The organism is Syntrophotalea carbinolica DSM 2380, assembly GCF_000012885.1.
GTDB lineage: Bacteria > Desulfobacterota > Desulfuromonadia > Desulfuromonadales > Syntrophotaleaceae > Syntrophotalea > Syntrophotalea carbinolica.
Window position 1 is genome coordinate 524,615 of record NC_007498.2, and the last position, 18,130, is coordinate 542,744.

An 18,130-nucleotide genomic window follows, 5' to 3' on the forward strand; every position below is an offset into this window, starting at 1 on the left:
TGGTGCATGAATCCGGGTGCCGGCATAGGTTGTGGTGAATGCGTACGCATCTGTCTGAAAAAGGTCGTTTTGTCATTCGGGGGCTGATCAGGCGCCGCTGCGTTTCAACATGGCGGCAACGGCTTCGGCCAATTTTCGGTAGCCGTCGGCATTGGGATGAATAAGGTCGCTCTTGAGCGCGTTGTCGCGCAGGATTTCGGTCAGGGCCTCGTTTTCCAGGGGCACCCGGTACTGCTCGGCGACCTGTTGATAAAAATCGGCCGGCCGGGGCAGGATGCCCGGCCTTGGCACGCTGAGCAATACCACCTGAGCGCCGCTATGCCGGATGGTTTCGATCATGGTAGCCAGGTGGGTGACGGTGGTCTGGCTGGCCATGCGGCGCAGCAGGTCGTTGCCGCCGTGGCACAACACCACCAGGTCGGGGTGGTAACGTCGCAGCACTCCGGGTAGCCGCCTGGCTCCTTCGGCGCTGATTTCACCGGGGACGCCGGCATTGATGGTTTGCCACCCCGTAAGCTCTTGTAATTTTGCAGGGTAACTGGCATCCCCCGGTGCGCCGTTGCCGGCGGTGATACTGTCGCCAAAGGCCAGGATGACGGCTTGGGCCGGCAGCGGCTGTAGGCGTGGTGTCCGGTCGCGACATCCTGCTGCCAGCATCGCCAGGGCCACTCCGATCAGGGCAACAGACCATGGGGCGATTCTTCGAACGGTAGGCATGGCAAACCTTTCTGCCGCCGGCGCGGCATCATTCATCGGAAATCTCTCTTTCCATTTATCGACGCGCGGCCATGTCTTGTCAAGGAGCAACCGCGCCCCGGGGCTTTCCTAAAAGTGGCATATCTGCCATAATCCTGTTTCGGCAAGATGAAGCAATCAGGAAGAGAGATCATTACCAAAATGGCTTTGTTGAGTTTACAGAATGTCAGCCTGGCTTTTGGCGGCCCGGCGTTGTTCGAAGATGTCAGCCTGCATGTAGAGCGCGGCGATCGCGTCGGATTGCTGGGGCGTAACGGATGCGGCAAATCGACCTTGTTGCGCCTCATTGCGGGTGAATTGAAACCGGATAGCGGTGCCGTGGTGTGCCGCCAGGGGGTACGGATCGCCAGCCTGCCGCAGGATGTGCCCGCGGATCTGACCGGCACCGTTTACGAGGAAGTTCTATGTGGGCTCGGGCCGGTTGGGCAGGACCTTCTGCGCTACCATCGCCTTGCCCGGCTGGTTCGGGACGGCGACGAAAGTCGGTTGCAGGCATTGCTCGAGAGTCAGCAGTCTCTGGAGGCGTCCGGGGGATGGCCGCTGGAGCAGTTGGTGGGGCAGGTTCTGTCTCACCTGCATCTGGATGGCGATGTGCCGGTGTGCGATCTTTCCGGCGGCGTCAAGCGCCGGGTGCTGCTGGCCCGCGCCCTGGTCGGCGAGCCTGATGTGCTGTTGCTGGACGAGCCGACCAACCATCTCGATATCGATACCATCGATTGGCTGGAAAGTTTCTTGTTGCGTTCGTCGCTGACCTTGCTGTTCGTTACCCATGACCGCGAGTTTCTCAAAGCTCTGGCGACCCGCACGGTTGAACTCGATCGTGGTCATCTGTTCGATTTTGCCTGCGATTATCCTACCTTTTTGCGCCGGCGGGAGGAGACGCTGCATGCCGAGGAGCAGCAGTGGCAGCGCTTCGACCGCAAACTGGCCCAGGAGGAAGTCTGGATACGCCAGGGCATCAAGGCGCGCCGCACCCGCAATATGGGGCGTGTGCGCGAGTTGCAGCGCATGCGTGAAGAACGTCTGCAACGCCGCAACCGGACCGGCAAGTCCCGCCTGCAACTGCAGGAGGCCAGCCGTAGCGGTAAACTGGTGGCGGAACTGGAGGGAGTCTGTTTCGGCTATGGCGACAAACCGGTGGTCAAGGATCTGACCACCACCATCATGCGCGGCGACCGGGTCGGTATTATCGGGCCGAACGGGGTCGGCAAATCGACTCTGCTCAAGCTGATTCTCGGTCAGCTGGCGCCGCAGCAGGGGCAACTGCGTCTCGGCACCAATCTCGAAGTGCTCTACTTCGATCAGTTGCGCGAGCAACTCGATCCGGATGCCACCGTGCAGCAGAACTTGTCCGGCGACCAGGACACGGTGCTGGTGGGTGGCACCCCGCGGCATGTTTACGGGTATCTGCAGGATTTTCTGTTCACCCCGGATCGGGCCCGTACGCCGGTGCGCATTCTGTCCGGCGGAGAGCGTCATCGCCTGCTGCTGGCCAAGTTATTCACCCGGGAAGCCAATGTTCTGGTGTTGGATGAACCGACCAACGATCTGGATCTGGAGACCCTGGAGCTGCTGGAAGAGTTGCTGGCCGAATTCTCCGGCACGGTGTTGCTGGTCAGCCATGACCGGGCGTTTCTCGACCGGGTGGTGACGGGTACCCTGGTGTACGAGGGCGAGGGCCGTTTTGTCGACTATGTCGGCGGCTACCAGGACTGGCTGCGGCAGCGGCCTGTGCCGGAACCGGAACCGGAACCGGTGGCGGCCAAGCCGGCCAAGCCGGCCAAAAGTAAGCCGGAGCGTTCACGGCCGCGCAAATTGAGTTTCAAGGAGCGACGCGAGCTTGAGGGATTGCCGTTGCGCATCGAGGCGTTGGAGACCGAGCAGGCCGATCTGCACGAGAAGCTGGCGGATCCTGCTTTTTACAAGGAGCAGGGCGATGCTGTGTCCGCGGTGCGCGATCGTATGACGTGTCTTGAGGAGGAGTTGGCGGAGTGTTTTGTGCGTTGGGAGGAATTGGAGGCGTTGGCGGAGTAAGGTTTTTATCGTGAAGACTCGCTGCTCAGCAGCCGGTACTCGATACTTTAAGACCAACACCGCGGGATCTCACCCCGCACCCCAATACCGCGGGGTCGCGCCCCCGCACGGCGCCTTACTTTTTTCCAAGGCCAAAAAAATAAGCAAAAAGGCCTGCCACTGGCGTGGGGCGACTTGGTTGCGAGGGGTAGCGCAAGTCGTTCGCTTTTTAACGAGTGAATCCGGCGGCGGTTTTCCGGCGGCTTTCCCTCTTGCGATGGTTCGGCGTCAAAACCGCTTTTGAGCGTTGTTTGGCGTTAGGGGCGTCTTCGGTGTTGTTGGTCACTTCAAAACCTGAACCTGAGGCGACTCCGTTGTTGATCTGGCTTTTGTTGTGAAAAACGAGCAGCGCCGGATATTGTTGGTTCGCTCCGGTTTCGACTCTCGCTATTGGTTACTGGAATCAGGAGGATAGGATGATACCTGCCGTATTGCTGGCGCTCTACCTGGTGGTCTTTGCCCTGCTTGGCATTGCTCCTTACGATCGGGGCGTATGGGTTGCGGAGAACCTGCCGATCGTGGCTATCGTGGTTTTGTTGGTGGCGACCTACCGGAAATTCCGTTTCTCCGATGGAGCTTACCTGATGATGGCCTGCCTGATCTTTCTGCATACCATCGGCGGGCATTTTACTTTTGAACGGGTACCCTTCGACTGGGTCACGGATCTATTCGGTTTTCAGCGCAACCACTATGATCGCATGGCCCATTTCACGGTCGGTTTTTATGCCTTTCCCTGCGCCGAGTTGCTGCTGCGACGACGTCTGGTGTCCTCTCGCGTGGTGTTGCTGCTGTTCCCGATCTTTTTTATCGTGACCGTGGCGGCCGGTTATGAGCTGTTCGAATGGCAGTATGCCGTGCATGCCGATCCCGGCGCCGGGATTGCCGTACTCGGTTCCCAGGGCGATATCTGGGATGCGCAGAAGGATATGCTGGCCGATACCCTCGGAGCCCTCGTCGCTACGGCGTTGTTCGCAATAGTGTGCCGCCGGCCGTTGGCGGCCCTGCCGTCAGCCGGGCAAGAGCAACCTCCCCGCTGAAATTGTTTTGCCTGGTTGGTGCTGTCGTGGCGCCGGGTTTTGCATTCATCGAGTCTCGGGCGTCGGTTGTCCGGAGCGGTAGAGTTGCTTGCTTTGCACTTTGCCGTTGAGAAATTGCACGGAAATGACCGTGTCCTTGTGTCGCCAGGTGGCAGCCGTACCGGAGAACAGGCCCAGATCGATGCTGGTCGTTTCCGTGGGTTCGCCAAGCAGGGCGATGACCTCTGCTTCGGCCATGCCGGTTTCGATGCCGGCAAAATTTTTCTGGTTGATCGGCGAATGGCATGCGACGACTGTTGCCAGCAGGAAGATGCACAACAGTTTACGCAGGCACAATATAAAATGATTCCGCATGTCATAGCCTCTTTGAAGTAGGGAGTTGCCGCTTGCCATAGGCAATTTGGAACCAGCATAATTGATTTTTCCGCACCGGGCAAGCCACCCGTCGGCGTGCGCCGGGGTCTTCCGTTCATATGACGATGGAGCTCTCATGTCCATGGATATCACAACACCGGCTCTTTTGTTTCCGGCCATCTCGCTGTTGCTGCTGGCCTATACCAACCGTTTTCTCGCCTTGGCTGGCGTCATTCGGGCCTTGGCCGGTCGTCTGGCCGAGAGCGACGATGTGCAGGTTCGTCGACAGATCCACAATTTGCGGGTGCGCATCAGTCTTATTAAATGGATGCAGGGTTTTGGTATTGTCAGCATATTGCTTTGCATGATTTCCATGCTGTGCCTGTTTGTCGGCCGGGAACCCTGGGCCCGCCTGAGTTTCGGTGTCAGTATGGTGCTGATGGTTGTTTCCCTGGGGATCAGTATATGGGAGACGTTGTTGTCGGGCGAAGCTCTCAAGCACGAATTGCAACGCTGCGAGATGTTGGCGGCAAAGCGTGCCGGAACCGATCCAAAACAGTCTCTTTGAGAAACCCGATGCTTGACGGAGGTCGGTAACTCGGAAAGGAGCCTAACTATGCAGGCGTTTCTGAATCGGTGTGCCGAAATCGAGGAGGTCCTCGCACAGGTATATCGGGAATTGGCGGCGGTTTATGCGGCGGACCACGCTCTGGAGGCGATCTGGCTGAACATGGCCGATGACGAAAGCGAGCACGCCCGGGAAATTCATCTGGCCAAACGTCTGCTCAGGGATGACCTTATCGTTCGCGAGCAGGTACCCGACGCTCAGATCCGAAAACTTTTGTTTCGGGCGCATAAAATTTTGGCCAAGGTGCGGCGCTCGGTTCTTCCCGTAAAGGAGGCCCTGCGGCTGTCGTTGCACCTGGAAGATGAGTTTCGCCAGGTGCATGTGCTCTGTGCCGTGCGCTTTGCGGATAGCGCCGTTCAAAAAATATTCGAACGCCTCGGCCGGGCCGATCGGGAGCATGTCGCCCGTCTGGCGGAATATTGCCGTTTGTTCGCTGCCCGGGAAAAAGCACAAGGTTCTGAGTCTGTGCCAGCTTGATATGGCTGGACGTCACTCACCTCTAAGCCCGATTCGTTCGGTCTTTCCTTTGCGTAATTTTAATTTGCAGGGTTCTTGACGCAAGCTAGACGACCGGTCTAATATCCTCCCTATGGAAAAACGTGACACCCGTGAACATATTCTCCGGATCGGTATGGACCTTATGGCCCGACAGGGTTATGGCGCCACCGGTATCGGCGCCATACTGAGCCGGGCGGAAGTGCCCAAGGGGTCATTTTATCACTATTTCCCCAGCAAGGAGGCTTTTGGCCTGGCGATCATCGACCGCTTTGCCCATCGTTACGAAGAAAAACTCCTGGCTTTTTTGCGCGATGACAAACTTGCGCCACTCGAGCGCATTCGCGCCTATCTCGATGCCATTGCCCAGCGGCTCGATAACGGGGGGTGCGATCGGGGGTGTCTGGCGGGAAATCTGGGGCAGGAACTCGCCGCCTGCAATCAAACCTTTCGTCGCCGTCTGCAACATCTTTTCGACAGCTGGCAGGAGCATCTCGCCAACTGCCTTGCCGCCGCTCAGGCGCATGGCCATATGTCCGCGGATATCAGCAGCAGTCAATTGGCCGGGGTGGTCCTCAACGGCCTTGAGGGTGCCATCCTGCGGGCCAAGGTGCAGTGTTCAGCCGAGCCGGTGCGAGAATTTATAGACGTGCTCTTTTCGCGGCTGTTGCGGTAGTGCCGATGTGGTTTTATAGGGATTCGGGTCCCTGTGTCATGCCGTTTGTACTTACGGATCGTTCAGGTTTGACGGGATGGCTTTTCCACTTCGATGGCGCGCCCGATTTATGTTTCGATTAATCCGTTCCATTCCCCTTAGCTGTTCCGATCGGCTTCGCGGGATTGTCTCAAGGAGCTAGACCCATGACTGAGTCACAGCCTTTACATCGTTTTACCAGCGCTTCACGCTACATCCTCGACGAGGAACTGGCCAAAATCGTCAATGTATCCATGGCCCTGGAGCTTCCCCTGCTTCTTAAGGGCGAGCCCGGCACCGGCAAAACCCGGCTGGCCCATGCCATAGCCGAGAGCCTGGGCATGCCGTTGATCATCCTCAACGTCAAATCGAGCATGAAGCTGGTCGAAGCGCTGTACCAGTACGATACTCTGACCCGTCTCAACGACAGCCGGTTCGCCGATTCCAGTCGCGATGTCAGTTGCATCGAGGATTATATCCGCATGGGCAAAATCGGCCAGGCGTTTACCGCCGATCAACGGGTCGTGCTGCTCATCGATGAAATCGACAAGGCCGATACGGATTTTCAGGACGACATGCTCGATGTGCTTGACCAGATGCAATTCGACATCATGGAGATCGACAAAACGGTGACCGCGCGTCACCGCCCGGTGGTCATTATCACTTCCAATGCCAAAAAAGACTTGTCCGATCCTTTCCTGGGACGGTGCAATTTCCATCATATCGCTTTTCCGGAAGCGGACATGATGACGCGCATCGTGGCTGTGCATTTCCCCGATCTCGACCAACAATTGATCGAGGCGTGCCTGAGTGCTTTCTATCGGTTGCGGGAGCTCGAGGGTGTGGAGAAAAAGCCGGCAACCCGTGAATTGCTCAACTGGTTGCGTGCTCTGGTTGTCGATCCGGATGTCGAAGCGGCCAATCTGACCACCGGGCAACTGCCGTACCTGGGCATTCTGTTTAAAAAGAGCGCCGATCTCGAGATGGCGCAGGCCCAGGCTCCGGCCTGAAAAGGGGGCAATAGTGTTTCGGCCGTTTTTTTATGCCCTGCGCGATCGGGGGATCATGGTTTCGCCCACCGCTTTTCTGCGTTTGCAGCGTGCTCTGGCCATGGGGTTGGTTCAATCGCTGGATGACCTCTATACCGTGGCGCGTACCGTGTTGGTGAAAAGCGAGCGTGATTTCGATGCTTACGATCAGCTGTTTGCGGAGCATTTTGCCGAAGCGGTTCATTCCGCTGAGGATAGCGTCGATCTCGATCAAGAGTTGCGCGATCAGATAGAAAAGTGGCTCAAGAAACCGAAAAAGCCGGATGCCTCGGTGGAGCCGGGAGCGGAGCAATCGGAACGCCTCAGCCCCGAGGAACTGGAGCAGTATTTCTCCGATCGCCTGAACGATCAAAAAGAGGAACATCACGGCGGTCGCAAATGGATCGGTACCGGCGGTGTTTCACCCGTCGGTCACTCGGGCCAGCGTCCCGGTGGCATGCGCATCGGCGGTATTTCCCGTAACCGTTCCGCCATGCAGGTTGCGCTGGAGAGGCGTTACCGCGATTATTCGCGAGGTGCGACCCTGACCCGGGGACAGGTTGGCGAAGCCCTGAAACGTCTGCGTCATCTGATGCCGTCCGGGCCCCGCGACGACCTGAATATCGATAGCACCATCTATCAGACCATGCGTAACGGCGGCGAAATCGAACTGGTTTTCGACCGGCGTCTTGCCGATCGGCTGAAGGTTATCCTGCTGATCGATAACGGCGGGTGGTCCATGGAAGCTCACGTGCCGACGGTCCAGGCGCTTTTCAACCATGCGCGCGATCAGTTCCAGAATCTCGATATCCATTATTTTCACAACACCATCCACGAACGGGTCTGGAACGACCCGGAGCGGGTTCATCATCCCATACCCTTTACCCAGTTGCTGGCGCGCGATCCCCAAAGCCGCTTGATTATTGTCGGCGACGCCAGTATGGCGCCCGAGGAACTCTTGCATGCCGGTCCCTCCTTCACCTTGCGTCGAGTCAGCAGCCAGGCTGGCATTGAGCGGCTTCAGGCCCTGGCCAGGGCCTACCGCCACACCGTCTGGCTTAACCCTCTCAGCCCTTCCTTGTGGCCCTATGGGCAAACCATCAATATGATCAACAAGATTTTCCCCATGTTCAGTCTGAGTCTCGACGGTCTCGAGCAGGCCGTTCACCATCTGATGCATTCCTGATCTACCTATCCACGGTTTACTTTGCAGGGTGTTGCGCACGTGGCATGCCACAGGTGTGTGGTGCCCAAAATGCCCGGTGTCACAGTCCTGACCGGTGCCGTCAACCGTTGTACGGTTGGTGTCGGGCACCTGGCGGGACATGTGTTCCACAATTAAACAAATGATTCCATATAGTTCCGGTTTGCGGGCAACAAATAATGGCGATTTTCGGCTATCTGGCATCGCCTTTGCGTATATGACGTCCATGTTTTTTTACTGAGGGCGATTTGCCCCAATTTCGTTGCAGGTCTCAAATAAGTTCCGTGTGGGAGTCAAGAAAGGACAGGAATCTATGCAATTCAAGTCGGTGCAAATGAAGATTGCCATGATTGCAGGGCTTTGCCTGCTTTCGGCAGTTGCCGTACTGGTGGTTTACGGTTTGTTCTCCGCCAAGAACACGCAGGAGATGGTTTCGACGCAGGTAGACTCGCTGTTGAAGGAAACCAACATGCAGGGGCTGCAGAGCCTTGCCGGCAAGAATGCCGGTGAGATCCAGGCACAGCTCGAACTGGCTCTGGACGCCGCACGCACCATGGCCAATACCTTTGAGGTTGCCAAGGAACAGGGCAGCAGTCTGCATATCGGTCGCGATCAGCTCAATGCGATTCTGCTTAACGTGCTCAAGCGCAATAAGGGCTTTAACGGCACCTACTCCTGTTGGGAGCCGAATGCCATCGACGGTCGGGACGCCGACTTCCGTGTCGATAAAGACGGCAATAACGCCGTGACGGGTCGCTTCACCCCATACTGGACCCGCGATGACAAAGGTAACATCGCCGTGCAGCCTCTTGTCGAGTACGATACCTACGACAAGCATCCCAACGGCGTGCTCAAGGGCGGCTGGTACATCACCCCGCGCGAGAAGAACATCGAAAGCGTTCTCGGCCCATTGCCTTACATCGTCCAGGGTAAGCAGGTGTGGCTGGCTACCATGTCAGTCCCCGTTATGGTCAACGGCAGGTTTTACGGGATCGCCGGCGCCGATTACAATCTCGATTTTGTTCAGGACATCGCTGTCGATGTCGATAAAGCGTTGTTCGGCGGCGAGGGCCAAGTTTCCATTATTGCCGACAACGGCTTGTTGGTGGCCCAGAGTGAAAACGCCAATATGATCGGCGGCCACTTCAATCAGGTCATGGCCGACGGCTGGGAAAATATCTTCAAGGCGATTCAGAGCGGCGAAGCTATGGTCCGCGACAACGAAGCAAACGGCATGATCGAAACCATCGCACCGATTCCTCTGGGGAATACCGGCAAGCCCTGGTCGGTGATGATCCAGGTGCCGAAAAAGGTTGTGCTGGCCGAGGCCATGGCTCTCGACGAGCAGATGACCGAGCGCGGTGACAGCAGCGCCTTCTGGCAGATTGTGGCCGGGGTAGCGGTTGTCGGTCTGGCCGTGTTCCTGCTGTGGTTGGCTGCCGGCGGTATTGCCCGCCCCATTCGTCGGGCCGCGGAGCTTGCGGATACGATTCGTGCCGGTGATTTCTCCCAGCGCCTGACCCTCAACCAGCAGGATGAGGTCGGTCAGTTGGCGGTTTCCCTGAATGGAATGGCGGACAGCCTTGAAGGCGCCGCCAAGATTGCCGAAGAGATCGCCGCCGGTAATCTCGACGTCGAGGTCAAACTGGCCTCGGACAAGGACCAGTTGGGCACTGCGCTGCGCAACATGACCGAAAACCTCAACGATGTGTTGAACCAGGTGCAGGCGGCGGGCGAGCAGATTGCTTCCGGCTCCGGCCAGGTTGCCGATGCCAGCCAGTCCCTGTCCCAAAGTGCTACGGAAGCCGCTGCCTCCATGGAAGAGATCAACGCTTCCATGACCCAGATGGCATCCCAGACCAAGCTCAATGCCGACAATGCCGAGCAGGCCAACAGCCTGGCCAACAACGCCCGTCAGGGCGCGGCCGATGGTGCCGGCCTGATGGAAGAGATGCTTTCCGCGATGCGCGAAATCAACGCTTCCAGCGAAGATATTTCCAAGATCATCAAGGTCATCGACGAAATCGCGTTCCAGACCAATCTGCTGGCTCTCAACGCTGCTGTTGAGGCGGCCCGGGCCGGCCAGCACGGTAAAGGCTTTGCCGTGGTTGCCGAAGAGGTCCGTACCCTGGCGGCCCGTAGTGCCACCGCCGCCAAAGAGACGGCCGAGCTTATCGAGAACTCGGTCGGCAAGACCCGCAACGGTACCGATATCGCCGACAAAACCGCCGGCGCGCTCAAGGAAATCGTTGACGGGGCGACCAAGGTGTCGGATCTGGTCGGCGAAATCGCCATGGCTTCCAACGAGCAGGCGCAAGGTTTCTCCCAGGTCAACCAGGGGCTCAATCAGATCGACGGCGTTACGCAGCAGAACACCGCCAATGCCGAAGAAAGTGCCGCGGCTGCCGAAGAACTTTCCGGCCAGGCCATGCAGTTGCAGGAATTGCTCGGCCGCTTCAAACTTCAGGGCCGCTCTTCCTCAGGCGGAAGGGTGCAGATGGCCAGTCGTTCCCAGTTGGCGCTGCCTGAAGCCTGAGATGTTCCGCACACGGGTCGTATGATCCGGTAGACAATGAAATGTACCGATAGGGCCCGTCCTGTCAGATGTAACGTAGGTTGCATCTGAGGGCGGGCCTTTTTTTATGCCTCGTGCGGGCCATCTTGTTATTCAAAGATGGGTCGGCGCAAAGAGAATCCCCTTGACAGTCGAGGTGTTTGGGGATAGTTTCAACCTCACTTAACGGTGTTAACTTTCATGGGACAAATATTAAATGCAGACTGCTGCGTTAAAGGTAGACGATAAACAGGCGTTGCGCGAAACCATTTTGCAGGCGGCCCAGGGTCTCTTCCTGGAGGAGGGGTTCGAACAATTTTCCATGCGACGTCTGGCCCGCAAGGTCGGTTATTCACCAACGACCTTGTATATCTATTTTCGGGACAAGCAGGATATCATTTTTTCCCTCTGCGAAGAGTTGTTTGATCACTACCTGACCGAATTGCAGCGGGTTGCCGAAACCGAAGTCGCTCCGCTTGAACGTCTCAAGAAATCGTTTTTATTGAGTATCGACTTCGGCTGCAGTCATCAAGACCATTATCGCGTGGCTTTTTTTTCGGATGCTCCGGTATACGGCTCTCCCGACGAGTTTATGACCAGGGATTCTCTGGCGCGGAGATCCTATCTGTTTGTGCGGCAGGTGGTGATCGATTGTATAACCTGCGGCGTGTTTCGCCCCGTCGATCCAGAATTGGTAACACAGGCCTTTCTGACAGCTTCCCATGGCGTTATTACGGCAAAAATTTTCTGGAAGGATTTTCCCTTGTTGCCTTCAGAGGCTTTGGGGGAGACCTTGTTGCGCGGTTTGGTTAAGGAATTTCTGGCCTGACCTTTCGTGATGGATAAAATCAAAATGAAAAACATAAACCAGCCCAAATTTAGAGTTTTTCGTGGTGGACAAAAAGCCGCTACGCCTTGTCCGGGGACGACTAACGAGAGACGCGGTGCCCTGGATCGCGGTCGTCTGTCGGCTTCCCTCAAGCATTCTCGCGAATGGCTGCTTTCGCTGCAGGCCGACGCCGGTAATTGGGTTTTTGCGTTGGAAGCGGATACCACCATCGCTTCCGAATATGTGATGCTGCAACGTTTTCTCGGTCGCCCTCTTGCGCCTGAATTGCAACAACGTCTGGCCAATTATTTACTCAGTCGTCAATTGCCCGACGGTGGCTGGCCGTTATATGCGGAAGACGGGTTTGCCAATATCAGCACCACCGTCAAGGCTTACCTGGCGCTTAAGCTGTTGGGTTACCCGACCCACTGCGACCCCCTGGTGCGGGCGCGGCAAATCGTTTTGGCCCTCGGCGGTGCCGAAAAATGCAATGTGTTCACGCGCATCGCGCTGGCGCTGTTCGGGCAGATTCCCTGGCGCACGACTCCGGCCATGCCGGTTGAAATCATGCTTTTGCCGCGCTGGTTCTATTTTCATTTAAGTAAGATTTCCTATTGGGCTCGTACCGTGGTGGTGCCGTTGCTGATTCTGTACGCCAAACGCCCGGTCTGCCGTCTGGAGCCCTGGGAAGGGATCCCTGAGCTGTTTGTCACGCCGCCGGATAAACTCGGTTACCTCGATGTCTGTAAACCCGGTCAGTGGCGTAAAAATGTCTTTATCTGGGTGGATCGCCTGACCCGCAAAATGGTGCGCTGTGTCCCCCGGCGTCTGCACAACCTGGCGCTGAGGGCTGCAGAGACATGGACACGGGAGCATATGCAGGGCGCCGGAGGTATCGGGGCTATTTTCCCGGCCATGGCCAATGCCGTCATGGCGCTGCGGACTCTGGGCTGCTCGCCGGATGATGCCGATTATCAGCGCGGCCTCAAGGCTCTCGACGATCTGCTGATTGACCGTTGTGACGTTCCTCCCCGGGAGGATACGCCGGTTTCGCCGTGCTGGTGCACAGGCACCTCAGCCGCTCCGATGCTCGATCCCAGCCCTGCCGGCAGCCATGCGCAGGGTGGCGATCAGGGTATCTGTCAACCTTGTGCGTCGCCGATCTGGGATACGGGACTTGCCCTTACGGCGCTGCTTGAAGGGGGGCTTGATGCCAGGCATCCGGCGGTCGATCGTGCGGTTCGCTGGCTGCTGGATCAGCAGGTCGATGTCAAGGGCGACTGGGCGCAGCGGGTGCCGAACCTCGAAGCGGGCGGTTGGGCATTTCAGTTCGAAAACGCTCTGTATCCCGATCTGGACGATACCAGCAAGGTGCTGATGTCCCTGATACGCGCCGGTGCGATGGATAACCCGGGCTATCGACAGGAGCTGTCGCGGGCTATCAATTGGGTTATCGGCATGCAGAACAGCGATGGAGGATGGGGTGCCTTCGACGTTGACAATAATTACCTTTATTTAAATGATATCCCTTTCGCCGATCATGGGGCGTTGCTCGATCCCAGTACTGCGGATGTGACGGGGCGGTGCATCGAAATGCTCGCTATGGCAGGTTTCGGCCGGGATTTTTTGCCCATTGCCAGGGGGGTGGATTTCCTGCGTCGTGAGCAGGAGGACTTCGGCGGTTGGTATGGTCGCTGGGGCGTGAACTATATTTATGGGACCTGGTCGGCCCTGTCCGGGTTGATCCACGCCGGCGAGGATTTGCAGGCTCCTTATATCCGGCAGGCGGTGGGCTGGCTTGAATCGGTACAGAACCCGGATGGTGGATGGGGCGAAACCTGTTATTCCTATGACGATCCCGCCCTGGCCGGACGTGGCGTCAGCACCGCCTCGCAGACAGCCTGGGCGCTCCTGGGGTTGATGGCCGCCGGCGAGGTGGACAACCTGGCAGTGCGGCGCGGGATTCAGTATTTGGTGGAGGAACAAAACCGAGCCGGGGGCTGGGATGAACGCCATTTCACCGGAACCGGTTTCCCTCGGGTCTTTTATTTGCGTTACCACGGGTACAGTCAGTACTTTCCCCTCTGGGCCCTCGGTCTGTACGAACGGCTCAGCTCCGGGAACCCGAGCAGGCAGCAGATGGTACGGCGGGCGGGGCCTGCCGGTTTGCATCTGCCGGTTCTCGACCGGCGCAAAAAACTACGTCGCAAGCGCAAAGCGTAATCAGGGGGAGCCATCGGCTCCCCTTTTGTTTTGTCGGGTCTCAATCTTTTGATGGATCAAATTAGGAGTCTGGCCGGTAGTTGTGTGCAGGGATTCATACGGGAACGTTGCAAAAGGGTTGACCTCTCATAGTTGTCGATGTATTTTTCAATGATCTAAAACTAATCGTATGTGAGTGCAGGAAACGGAAGACGGTGAGAATCCGTCGCGGACGCGCCGCTGTAACCGGTATTGTTTACGTTTTGCATGATCACTGGCCCTGACAGGGGTTGGGAAGGTCATGCAGTTTTAAGAGCCCGGAAGCCAGAAGACGCCCTGTCTCATACCTGACAGCACCTCGCGACATGGGTGTCGAACAGGATGGCGGCGTCAGCGCATGAAGACGGACCGGGCAGTGCCCCGGTCGTTTATCAATGCATGAGGTCTCTTCTTGTGAGCCCATTCTTCTTCGGAGAATGGGTTTCCTGTTTTTGGGGCTGTCATTTGTCAACGGACACCCTCAACAGGACAAAAGGAGACATGCATGCTGACACACACGCTCGGTTTTCCCCGTATGGGAGCGCATCGTGAACTGAAAAAAAATCTGGAATCTTACTGGAAGGGAGCCATCGGGCAGGAAAAACTCATGGCTTCCGGGCGGGAGCTTCGCTTACGGCATTGGCGTTTGCAACAGCAGGCGGGAATCGATCTTGTGCCGGTCGGAGATTTCTCTTATTACGACCATATGCTCGATATGGTCGCTATGCTCGGTGCGGTGCCGCCGCGTTTCGGATGGCAAGGCGAATCGGTAGATCTGGATACGTATTTTTATATGGCACGCGGGTCTTCGGGGCATCGTACAACGACCGCTATGGAGATGACCAAATGGTTTGATACCAATTATCACTATATTGTTCCGGAGTTTTACCCTGGACAACGCTTCCGGTTAGCCAGGAATCGTTTGTTTGAGGAGCTTGCCGAGGCCTGCATTGAAGGTATTCAGGCAAAACCGGTTTTGCCCGGTCCAATGACATTTATTGCACTGGGCAAGGAAATGGTGGCCGGTTTCGATCGTTGGAGTCACCTTGATGCGGTGGTTGAAGTCTACGAGGAGATCGTAAGCCGGGTTGCCGCCAAATGCTCCTGGATCCAATTGGACGAACCCATTCTGGCGACCGATGTGCCGGGACCCATTCGCTTGCGCGTGCGAGACGTTTATCGGAGGTTGGCGGCCGTTGCCGGTCCCTGCCGTTTGATGGTGGCCACGTACTTTGGCGCCCTGCAGGAAAATCTGGATCTGGCACTTTCCCTCCCGGTGGATGGGCTGCATGTCGATCTTGTGCGCGCCCCCGGACAACTCGAGAAGGTGTTGCCATGCCTTCCTGAAAACATGGTTCTTTCTTTGGGGCTGATTGACGGCCGCAACGTTTGGAGATCGAATCTCAGACAGGCCATAAGTACAGCGCAGGATGCGGTGGTGGCTCGCGGCTCTGACCGCGTAATGATTGCGCCCTCCTGCTCTTTACTTCATGTACCCGTTGATCTGGCGGGGGAGGCCGTCCTGGATCCCCGTATCCGATCATGGCTGGCATTTGCCAGACAAAAGTGCCAGGAAGTGAATGTTGTTCGGCTGGCCCTGGACGGAGAGGATGTGACAGAGGTTTTGCAGGCGAATGACACCGCCATGGAAAATCGTCGGAAGAGTGCCCTGGTGCATCGTGATGCGGTCCGGCGGCGGATGGCGGATATCTCTCCAGATATGTATTGTCGACGTTCATCTTTTGAAGAACGCAAAAAGCAACAGGCCTGGCTGCGGTTGCCGACGCTTCCGACCACCACCATCGGGTCTTTTCCGCAGGTCGCTGGCGTTCGTTCTGCGCGCCGAAGCTTTAAACAAGGTCGTATTAGCGAAGAGCAATACCGCGCTGAAATGCAACGTTACATTCGGGAAGCGATTGCCCAGCAGGAGGCGTTGGGGCTGGATGTGCTGGTACACGGAGAGCCCGAGCGCAACGATATGGTGGAGTATTTCGGCGAGCAGCTTGCGGGGTTCTGCTTCACCGAAAACGGATGGGTGCAGGGCTATGGCAGCCGTTGCGTTAAACCACCGATTATCTATGGCGATGTAGAACGTTTGAAGCCTATGACCATGGAGTGGACAACCTATGCCCAGCAGCAGACCAACCGACCTTTAAAAGGCATGCTTACCGGTCCGGTGACCATGCTTTGCTGGAGCTTCGTCCGAGACGATCAACCCCGCAGCGCGACCTGTAAGCAGATCGCTTTGGCGATACGGGACGAGGTTCAGGATCTGGAGCAGGCGGGTATAAAGATTATCCAGGTCGATGAGGCGGCCCTGCGTGAAGGGCTGCCCCTGCGTAAAAGCGCCTGGCGGGAATATCTGGGCTGGGCAGTGGATGCCTTCCGTCTGACGGCTTCAGGGGTGGCCGATTCCACGCAGATTCATACGCATATGTGCTATAGCGAATTCAACCACATTGCGGAATGGATCGCCAAGATGGATGCCGATGTGATCAGTATCGAGGCAAGCCGCAGTAACATGGAGCTTCTGGGGGTTTTAGAGTCGTTCACCTATCCGAACGATATCGGTCCCGGAGTCTATGATATTCATAGTCCCAGGGTGCCTTCGGTTGCGGAAATGGTTGAGTTGCTGCGCAAGGCGTCGGAGGTCATCCCCCTTGAGCGTCTGTGGGTAAACCCCGATTGCGGCCTGAAAACCCGGGCCTGGCCGGAAACCCTGGCGTCGTTGCGAAACATGGTGGCGGCTGCGCAAAAGTTGCGGTTTTTTGCCCGGGGATAAGCAGAGAGGTCATTTTGCGGTTGGTGTTGCGGCGGCCATGTATCTGAGGCCGCCGCTATTTTTTTATCATTTCGCACTGGTAAGGCAGGAAAAGCCCCAACCTATGGCCTGGCTGCCGACAAAAATATCGGCGACGGCCTGTGCTTGTGTTTGCACTTAGGCGGCGTACCAGGGTTATTTGACGCGTTCCTCGGGGTAGGCGTTGATGCTATGGATAGCAAGGTCAGGTCCGGAAAATTCCTGTTCCGCCGTGAGGCGCATACCGAAAACTTTGCGGATAATGCCATAGATGACAAAGCCGTTAAGCAGGGCGTAGGCTACCGCCAGCAGGCTGCCGCCAAGCTGGGAGATGAAGGTGACGCCGCCCATGCCGCCAAACAGGGGCTGGCCGAAAATACCGGCGGCGATACCGCCCCAGGTGCCGATGACGCCGTGCAAGGGCCATACGCCGAGCACGTCGTCGATCTTGAGTTTTTCCTGTTCCCACTTGAACCCGTAAACGAAGATCAAGGAACCGAAGCCGCCCATGAAAAACGCGGCCAGCGGATGCACGATGTCGGAGCCGGCACAAATGGCGATGAGGCCGGCCAGTGCACCGTTGTGCAAAAAGCCGGGGTCGTTGCGTCCGGCTACCAGGGCAAACAGCACGCCGCCGACCAGCGCCATGAGGGAGTTAACCGCCACCAGGCCGGATATACCAGTAACCTGCTGGGCGCTCATAACGTTGAAGCCGAACCAGCCGACAGCAAGAATCCAGCTGCCCAGGGCCAGAAACGGAATGTTGCTGACGGGAATCGCCTGGCTGCGGCCATGCACGTAGCGTCCCTGACGGGCACCGAGAAACAATACCGCCGGCAAGGCCAGCCAGCCGCCCATGGAATGCACCACCACGCTGCCGGCAAAATCGTGAAACTGGGCTCCGCCCAGGCGCTCGAACATGGATTGCAGCCATTGGCTGTGTTGGCCCCAGATCAGAGACTCGAACAGCGGGTAGGTGAGGCCGACAAAGAGTGCTCCGGCCAGTACCTGGGGATAGAAGCGCGCGCGTTCGGCGATGCCTCCGGAAATGATAGCGGGAATGCAGGCGGCGAAACAAAGCAGGAAGAAAAACCGAACCAGCTCGAATCCCTGGGAATTGCCGAGCAGGGCTCCGGCCGGGTGCAGGAAATGGGTGCCGTAGGCAAGGGGGTAGCCGATCAGGAAGTAGATGACCGTAGAGACGGCCCAGTCGGTGAGGATTTTGGAAAAAGCGTTAACCTGGCTTTTGGTGGTGACGGTTCCGACTTCCAGAAAGGCAAAGCCGGCATGCATGGCAAACACCATGACTGCCCCGAGCATAAGAAAAAGTACATTGCTGCCGTTCAGCAGCCCGTTGACTGTTGCTTCCATGGTCTAAATCTCCCTTGATTTAATATATGTGTGGCGCCCTTGCCACAAATGCAGAACTCCTTTATC

Annotated in this window: 14 protein-coding genes and 1 riboswitch; of the genes, 11 read left to right on the forward strand and 3 right to left on the reverse strand. The window is 57.3% G+C overall.

Annotated features, from left to right (window positions below):
• Nucleotides 1-87: 87 nt before the first annotated feature.
• Nucleotides 88-753, reverse strand: coding sequence for an arylesterase (locus tag PCAR_RS02835; RefSeq protein ID WP_245523308.1), 666 nt, complete (start codon nucleotides 751-753; stop codon nucleotides 88-90).
• A 144-nt stretch (nucleotides 754-897) separates the two neighbouring features.
• Here PCAR_RS02835 and PCAR_RS02840 point away from each other — a divergent pair, with 144 nt between their 5' ends.
• Nucleotides 898-2,790, forward strand: a complete 1,893-nt coding sequence (locus PCAR_RS02840; protein WP_011340113.1) for an ATP-binding cassette domain-containing protein — start codon at nucleotides 898-900, stop codon at nucleotides 2,788-2,790.
• 455 nt (nucleotides 2,791-3,245) lie between these two features.
• Entirely contained in the window at nucleotides 3,246-3,866 is a 621-nt protein-coding gene (locus PCAR_RS02845) for a DUF2238 domain-containing protein (protein WP_011340114.1), read from the forward strand.
• A 45-nt stretch (nucleotides 3,867-3,911) separates the two neighbouring features.
• Here PCAR_RS02845 and PCAR_RS02850 read toward each other — a convergent pair whose 3' ends face one another.
• Nucleotides 3,912-4,220 (reverse strand): hypothetical protein, encoded by a 309-nt coding sequence (locus PCAR_RS02850; protein ID WP_011340115.1) that lies wholly within the window; start codon nucleotides 4,218-4,220, stop codon nucleotides 3,912-3,914.
• Between the two features lie 136 nt (nucleotides 4,221-4,356).
• Between PCAR_RS02850 and PCAR_RS02855 the strand changes: the two genes are divergently transcribed.
• The 9 genes from PCAR_RS02855 (at nucleotide 4,357) to metE (ending at nucleotide 16,675) form a co-directional block, all read left to right on the forward strand.
• A complete protein-coding gene (locus tag PCAR_RS02855) occupies nucleotides 4,357-4,788 on the forward strand; it encodes a DUF2721 domain-containing protein (RefSeq protein ID WP_011340116.1) in 432 nt (143 codons plus the stop codon).
• Between the two features lie 48 nt (nucleotides 4,789-4,836).
• Nucleotides 4,837-5,325 carry a ferritin family protein gene (locus tag PCAR_RS02860; protein ID WP_011340117.1) on the forward strand — a complete coding sequence of 163 codons (489 nt, stop codon included), beginning with the start codon at nucleotides 4,837-4,839 and terminating at the stop codon, nucleotides 5,323-5,325.
• 112 nt (nucleotides 5,326-5,437) lie between these two features.
• Nucleotides 5,438-6,019 carry a TetR/AcrR family transcriptional regulator gene (locus PCAR_RS02865; RefSeq protein ID WP_011340118.1) on the forward strand — a complete coding sequence of 194 codons (582 nt, stop codon included), beginning with the start codon at nucleotides 5,438-5,440 and terminating at the stop codon, nucleotides 6,017-6,019.
• Nucleotides 6,020-6,204: 185 nt separating this feature from the next.
• Nucleotides 6,205-7,047 carry an AAA family ATPase gene (locus tag PCAR_RS02870; protein ID WP_011340119.1) on the forward strand — a complete coding sequence of 281 codons (843 nt, stop codon included), beginning with the start codon at nucleotides 6,205-6,207 and terminating at the stop codon, nucleotides 7,045-7,047.
• 13 nt (nucleotides 7,048-7,060) lie between these two features.
• Nucleotides 7,061-8,251, forward strand: a complete 1,191-nt coding sequence (locus PCAR_RS02875) for a hypothetical protein (protein ID WP_011340120.1) — start codon at nucleotides 7,061-7,063, stop codon at nucleotides 8,249-8,251.
• A 331-nt stretch (nucleotides 8,252-8,582) separates the two neighbouring features.
• Nucleotides 8,583-10,805: a methyl-accepting chemotaxis protein gene (locus tag PCAR_RS02880; protein WP_011340121.1), complete on the forward strand. Its 2,223-nt coding sequence runs from the start codon at nucleotides 8,583-8,585 to the stop codon at nucleotides 10,803-10,805.
• Nucleotides 10,806-11,040: 235 nt separating this feature from the next.
• Entirely contained in the window at nucleotides 11,041-11,652 is a 612-nt protein-coding gene (locus PCAR_RS02885) for a TetR/AcrR family transcriptional regulator (RefSeq protein ID WP_011340122.1), read from the forward strand.
• 24 nt (nucleotides 11,653-11,676) lie between these two features.
• Nucleotides 11,677-13,875: a squalene--hopene cyclase gene (gene shc / locus PCAR_RS02890; protein ID WP_148204286.1), complete on the forward strand. Its 2,199-nt coding sequence runs from the start codon at nucleotides 11,677-11,679 to the stop codon at nucleotides 13,873-13,875.
• 186 nt (nucleotides 13,876-14,061) lie between these two features.
• Nucleotides 14,062-14,187, forward strand: a riboswitch (cobalamin riboswitch).
• A gap of 211 nt (nucleotides 14,188-14,398) precedes the next feature.
• On the forward strand, nucleotides 14,399-16,675 hold the full coding sequence (gene metE / locus PCAR_RS02895; RefSeq protein ID WP_011340124.1) for a 5-methyltetrahydropteroyltriglutamate--homocysteine S-methyltransferase: 2,277 nt from the start codon (nucleotides 14,399-14,401) through the stop codon (nucleotides 16,673-16,675).
• Nucleotides 16,676-16,849: 174 nt separating this feature from the next.
• Here metE and PCAR_RS02900 read toward each other — a convergent pair whose 3' ends face one another.
• Nucleotides 16,850-18,064 carry an ammonium transporter gene (locus PCAR_RS02900; protein ID WP_011340125.1) on the reverse strand — a complete coding sequence of 405 codons (1,215 nt, stop codon included), beginning with the start codon at nucleotides 18,062-18,064 and terminating at the stop codon, nucleotides 16,850-16,852.
• Between the last annotated feature and the right edge of the window lie 66 nt (nucleotides 18,065-18,130).

Bases quoted from the DNA above. Each gene is read 5' to 3' on its own strand.
- PCAR_RS02850 (WP_011340115.1), bottom strand. From the start codon at position 4,220: ATGCGGAATCATTTTATATTGTGCCTGCGTAAACTGTTGTGCATCTTC.
- PCAR_RS02835 (WP_245523308.1), bottom strand. From the start codon at position 753: ATGAATGATGCCGCGCCGGCGGCAGAAAGGTTTGCCATGCCTACCGTT.
- PCAR_RS02845 (WP_011340114.1), top strand. From the start codon at position 3,246: ATGATACCTGCCGTATTGCTGGCGCTCTACCTGGTGGTCTTTGCCCTG.
- PCAR_RS02855 (WP_011340116.1), top strand. From the start codon at position 4,357: ATGTCCATGGATATCACAACACCGGCTCTTTTGTTTCCGGCCATCTCG.
- PCAR_RS02860 (WP_011340117.1), top strand. From the start codon at position 4,837: ATGCAGGCGTTTCTGAATCGGTGTGCCGAAATCGAGGAGGTCCTCGCA.
- PCAR_RS02900 (WP_011340125.1), bottom strand. From the start codon at position 18,064: ATGGAAGCAACAGTCAACGGGCTGCTGAACGGCAGCAATGTACTTTTT.
- PCAR_RS02885 (WP_011340122.1), top strand. From the start codon at position 11,041: ATGCAGACTGCTGCGTTAAAGGTAGACGATAAACAGGCGTTGCGCGAA.
- shc (WP_148204286.1), top strand. From the start codon at position 11,677: ATGAAAAACATAAACCAGCCCAAATTTAGAGTTTTTCGTGGTGGACAA.
- PCAR_RS02840 (WP_011340113.1), top strand. From the start codon at position 898: ATGGCTTTGTTGAGTTTACAGAATGTCAGCCTGGCTTTTGGCGGCCCG.
- PCAR_RS02880 (WP_011340121.1), top strand. From the start codon at position 8,583: ATGCAATTCAAGTCGGTGCAAATGAAGATTGCCATGATTGCAGGGCTT.
- PCAR_RS02865 (WP_011340118.1), top strand. From the start codon at position 5,438: ATGGAAAAACGTGACACCCGTGAACATATTCTCCGGATCGGTATGGAC.
- metE (WP_011340124.1), top strand. From the start codon at position 14,399: ATGCTGACACACACGCTCGGTTTTCCCCGTATGGGAGCGCATCGTGAA.
- PCAR_RS02870 (WP_011340119.1), top strand. From the start codon at position 6,205: ATGACTGAGTCACAGCCTTTACATCGTTTTACCAGCGCTTCACGCTAC.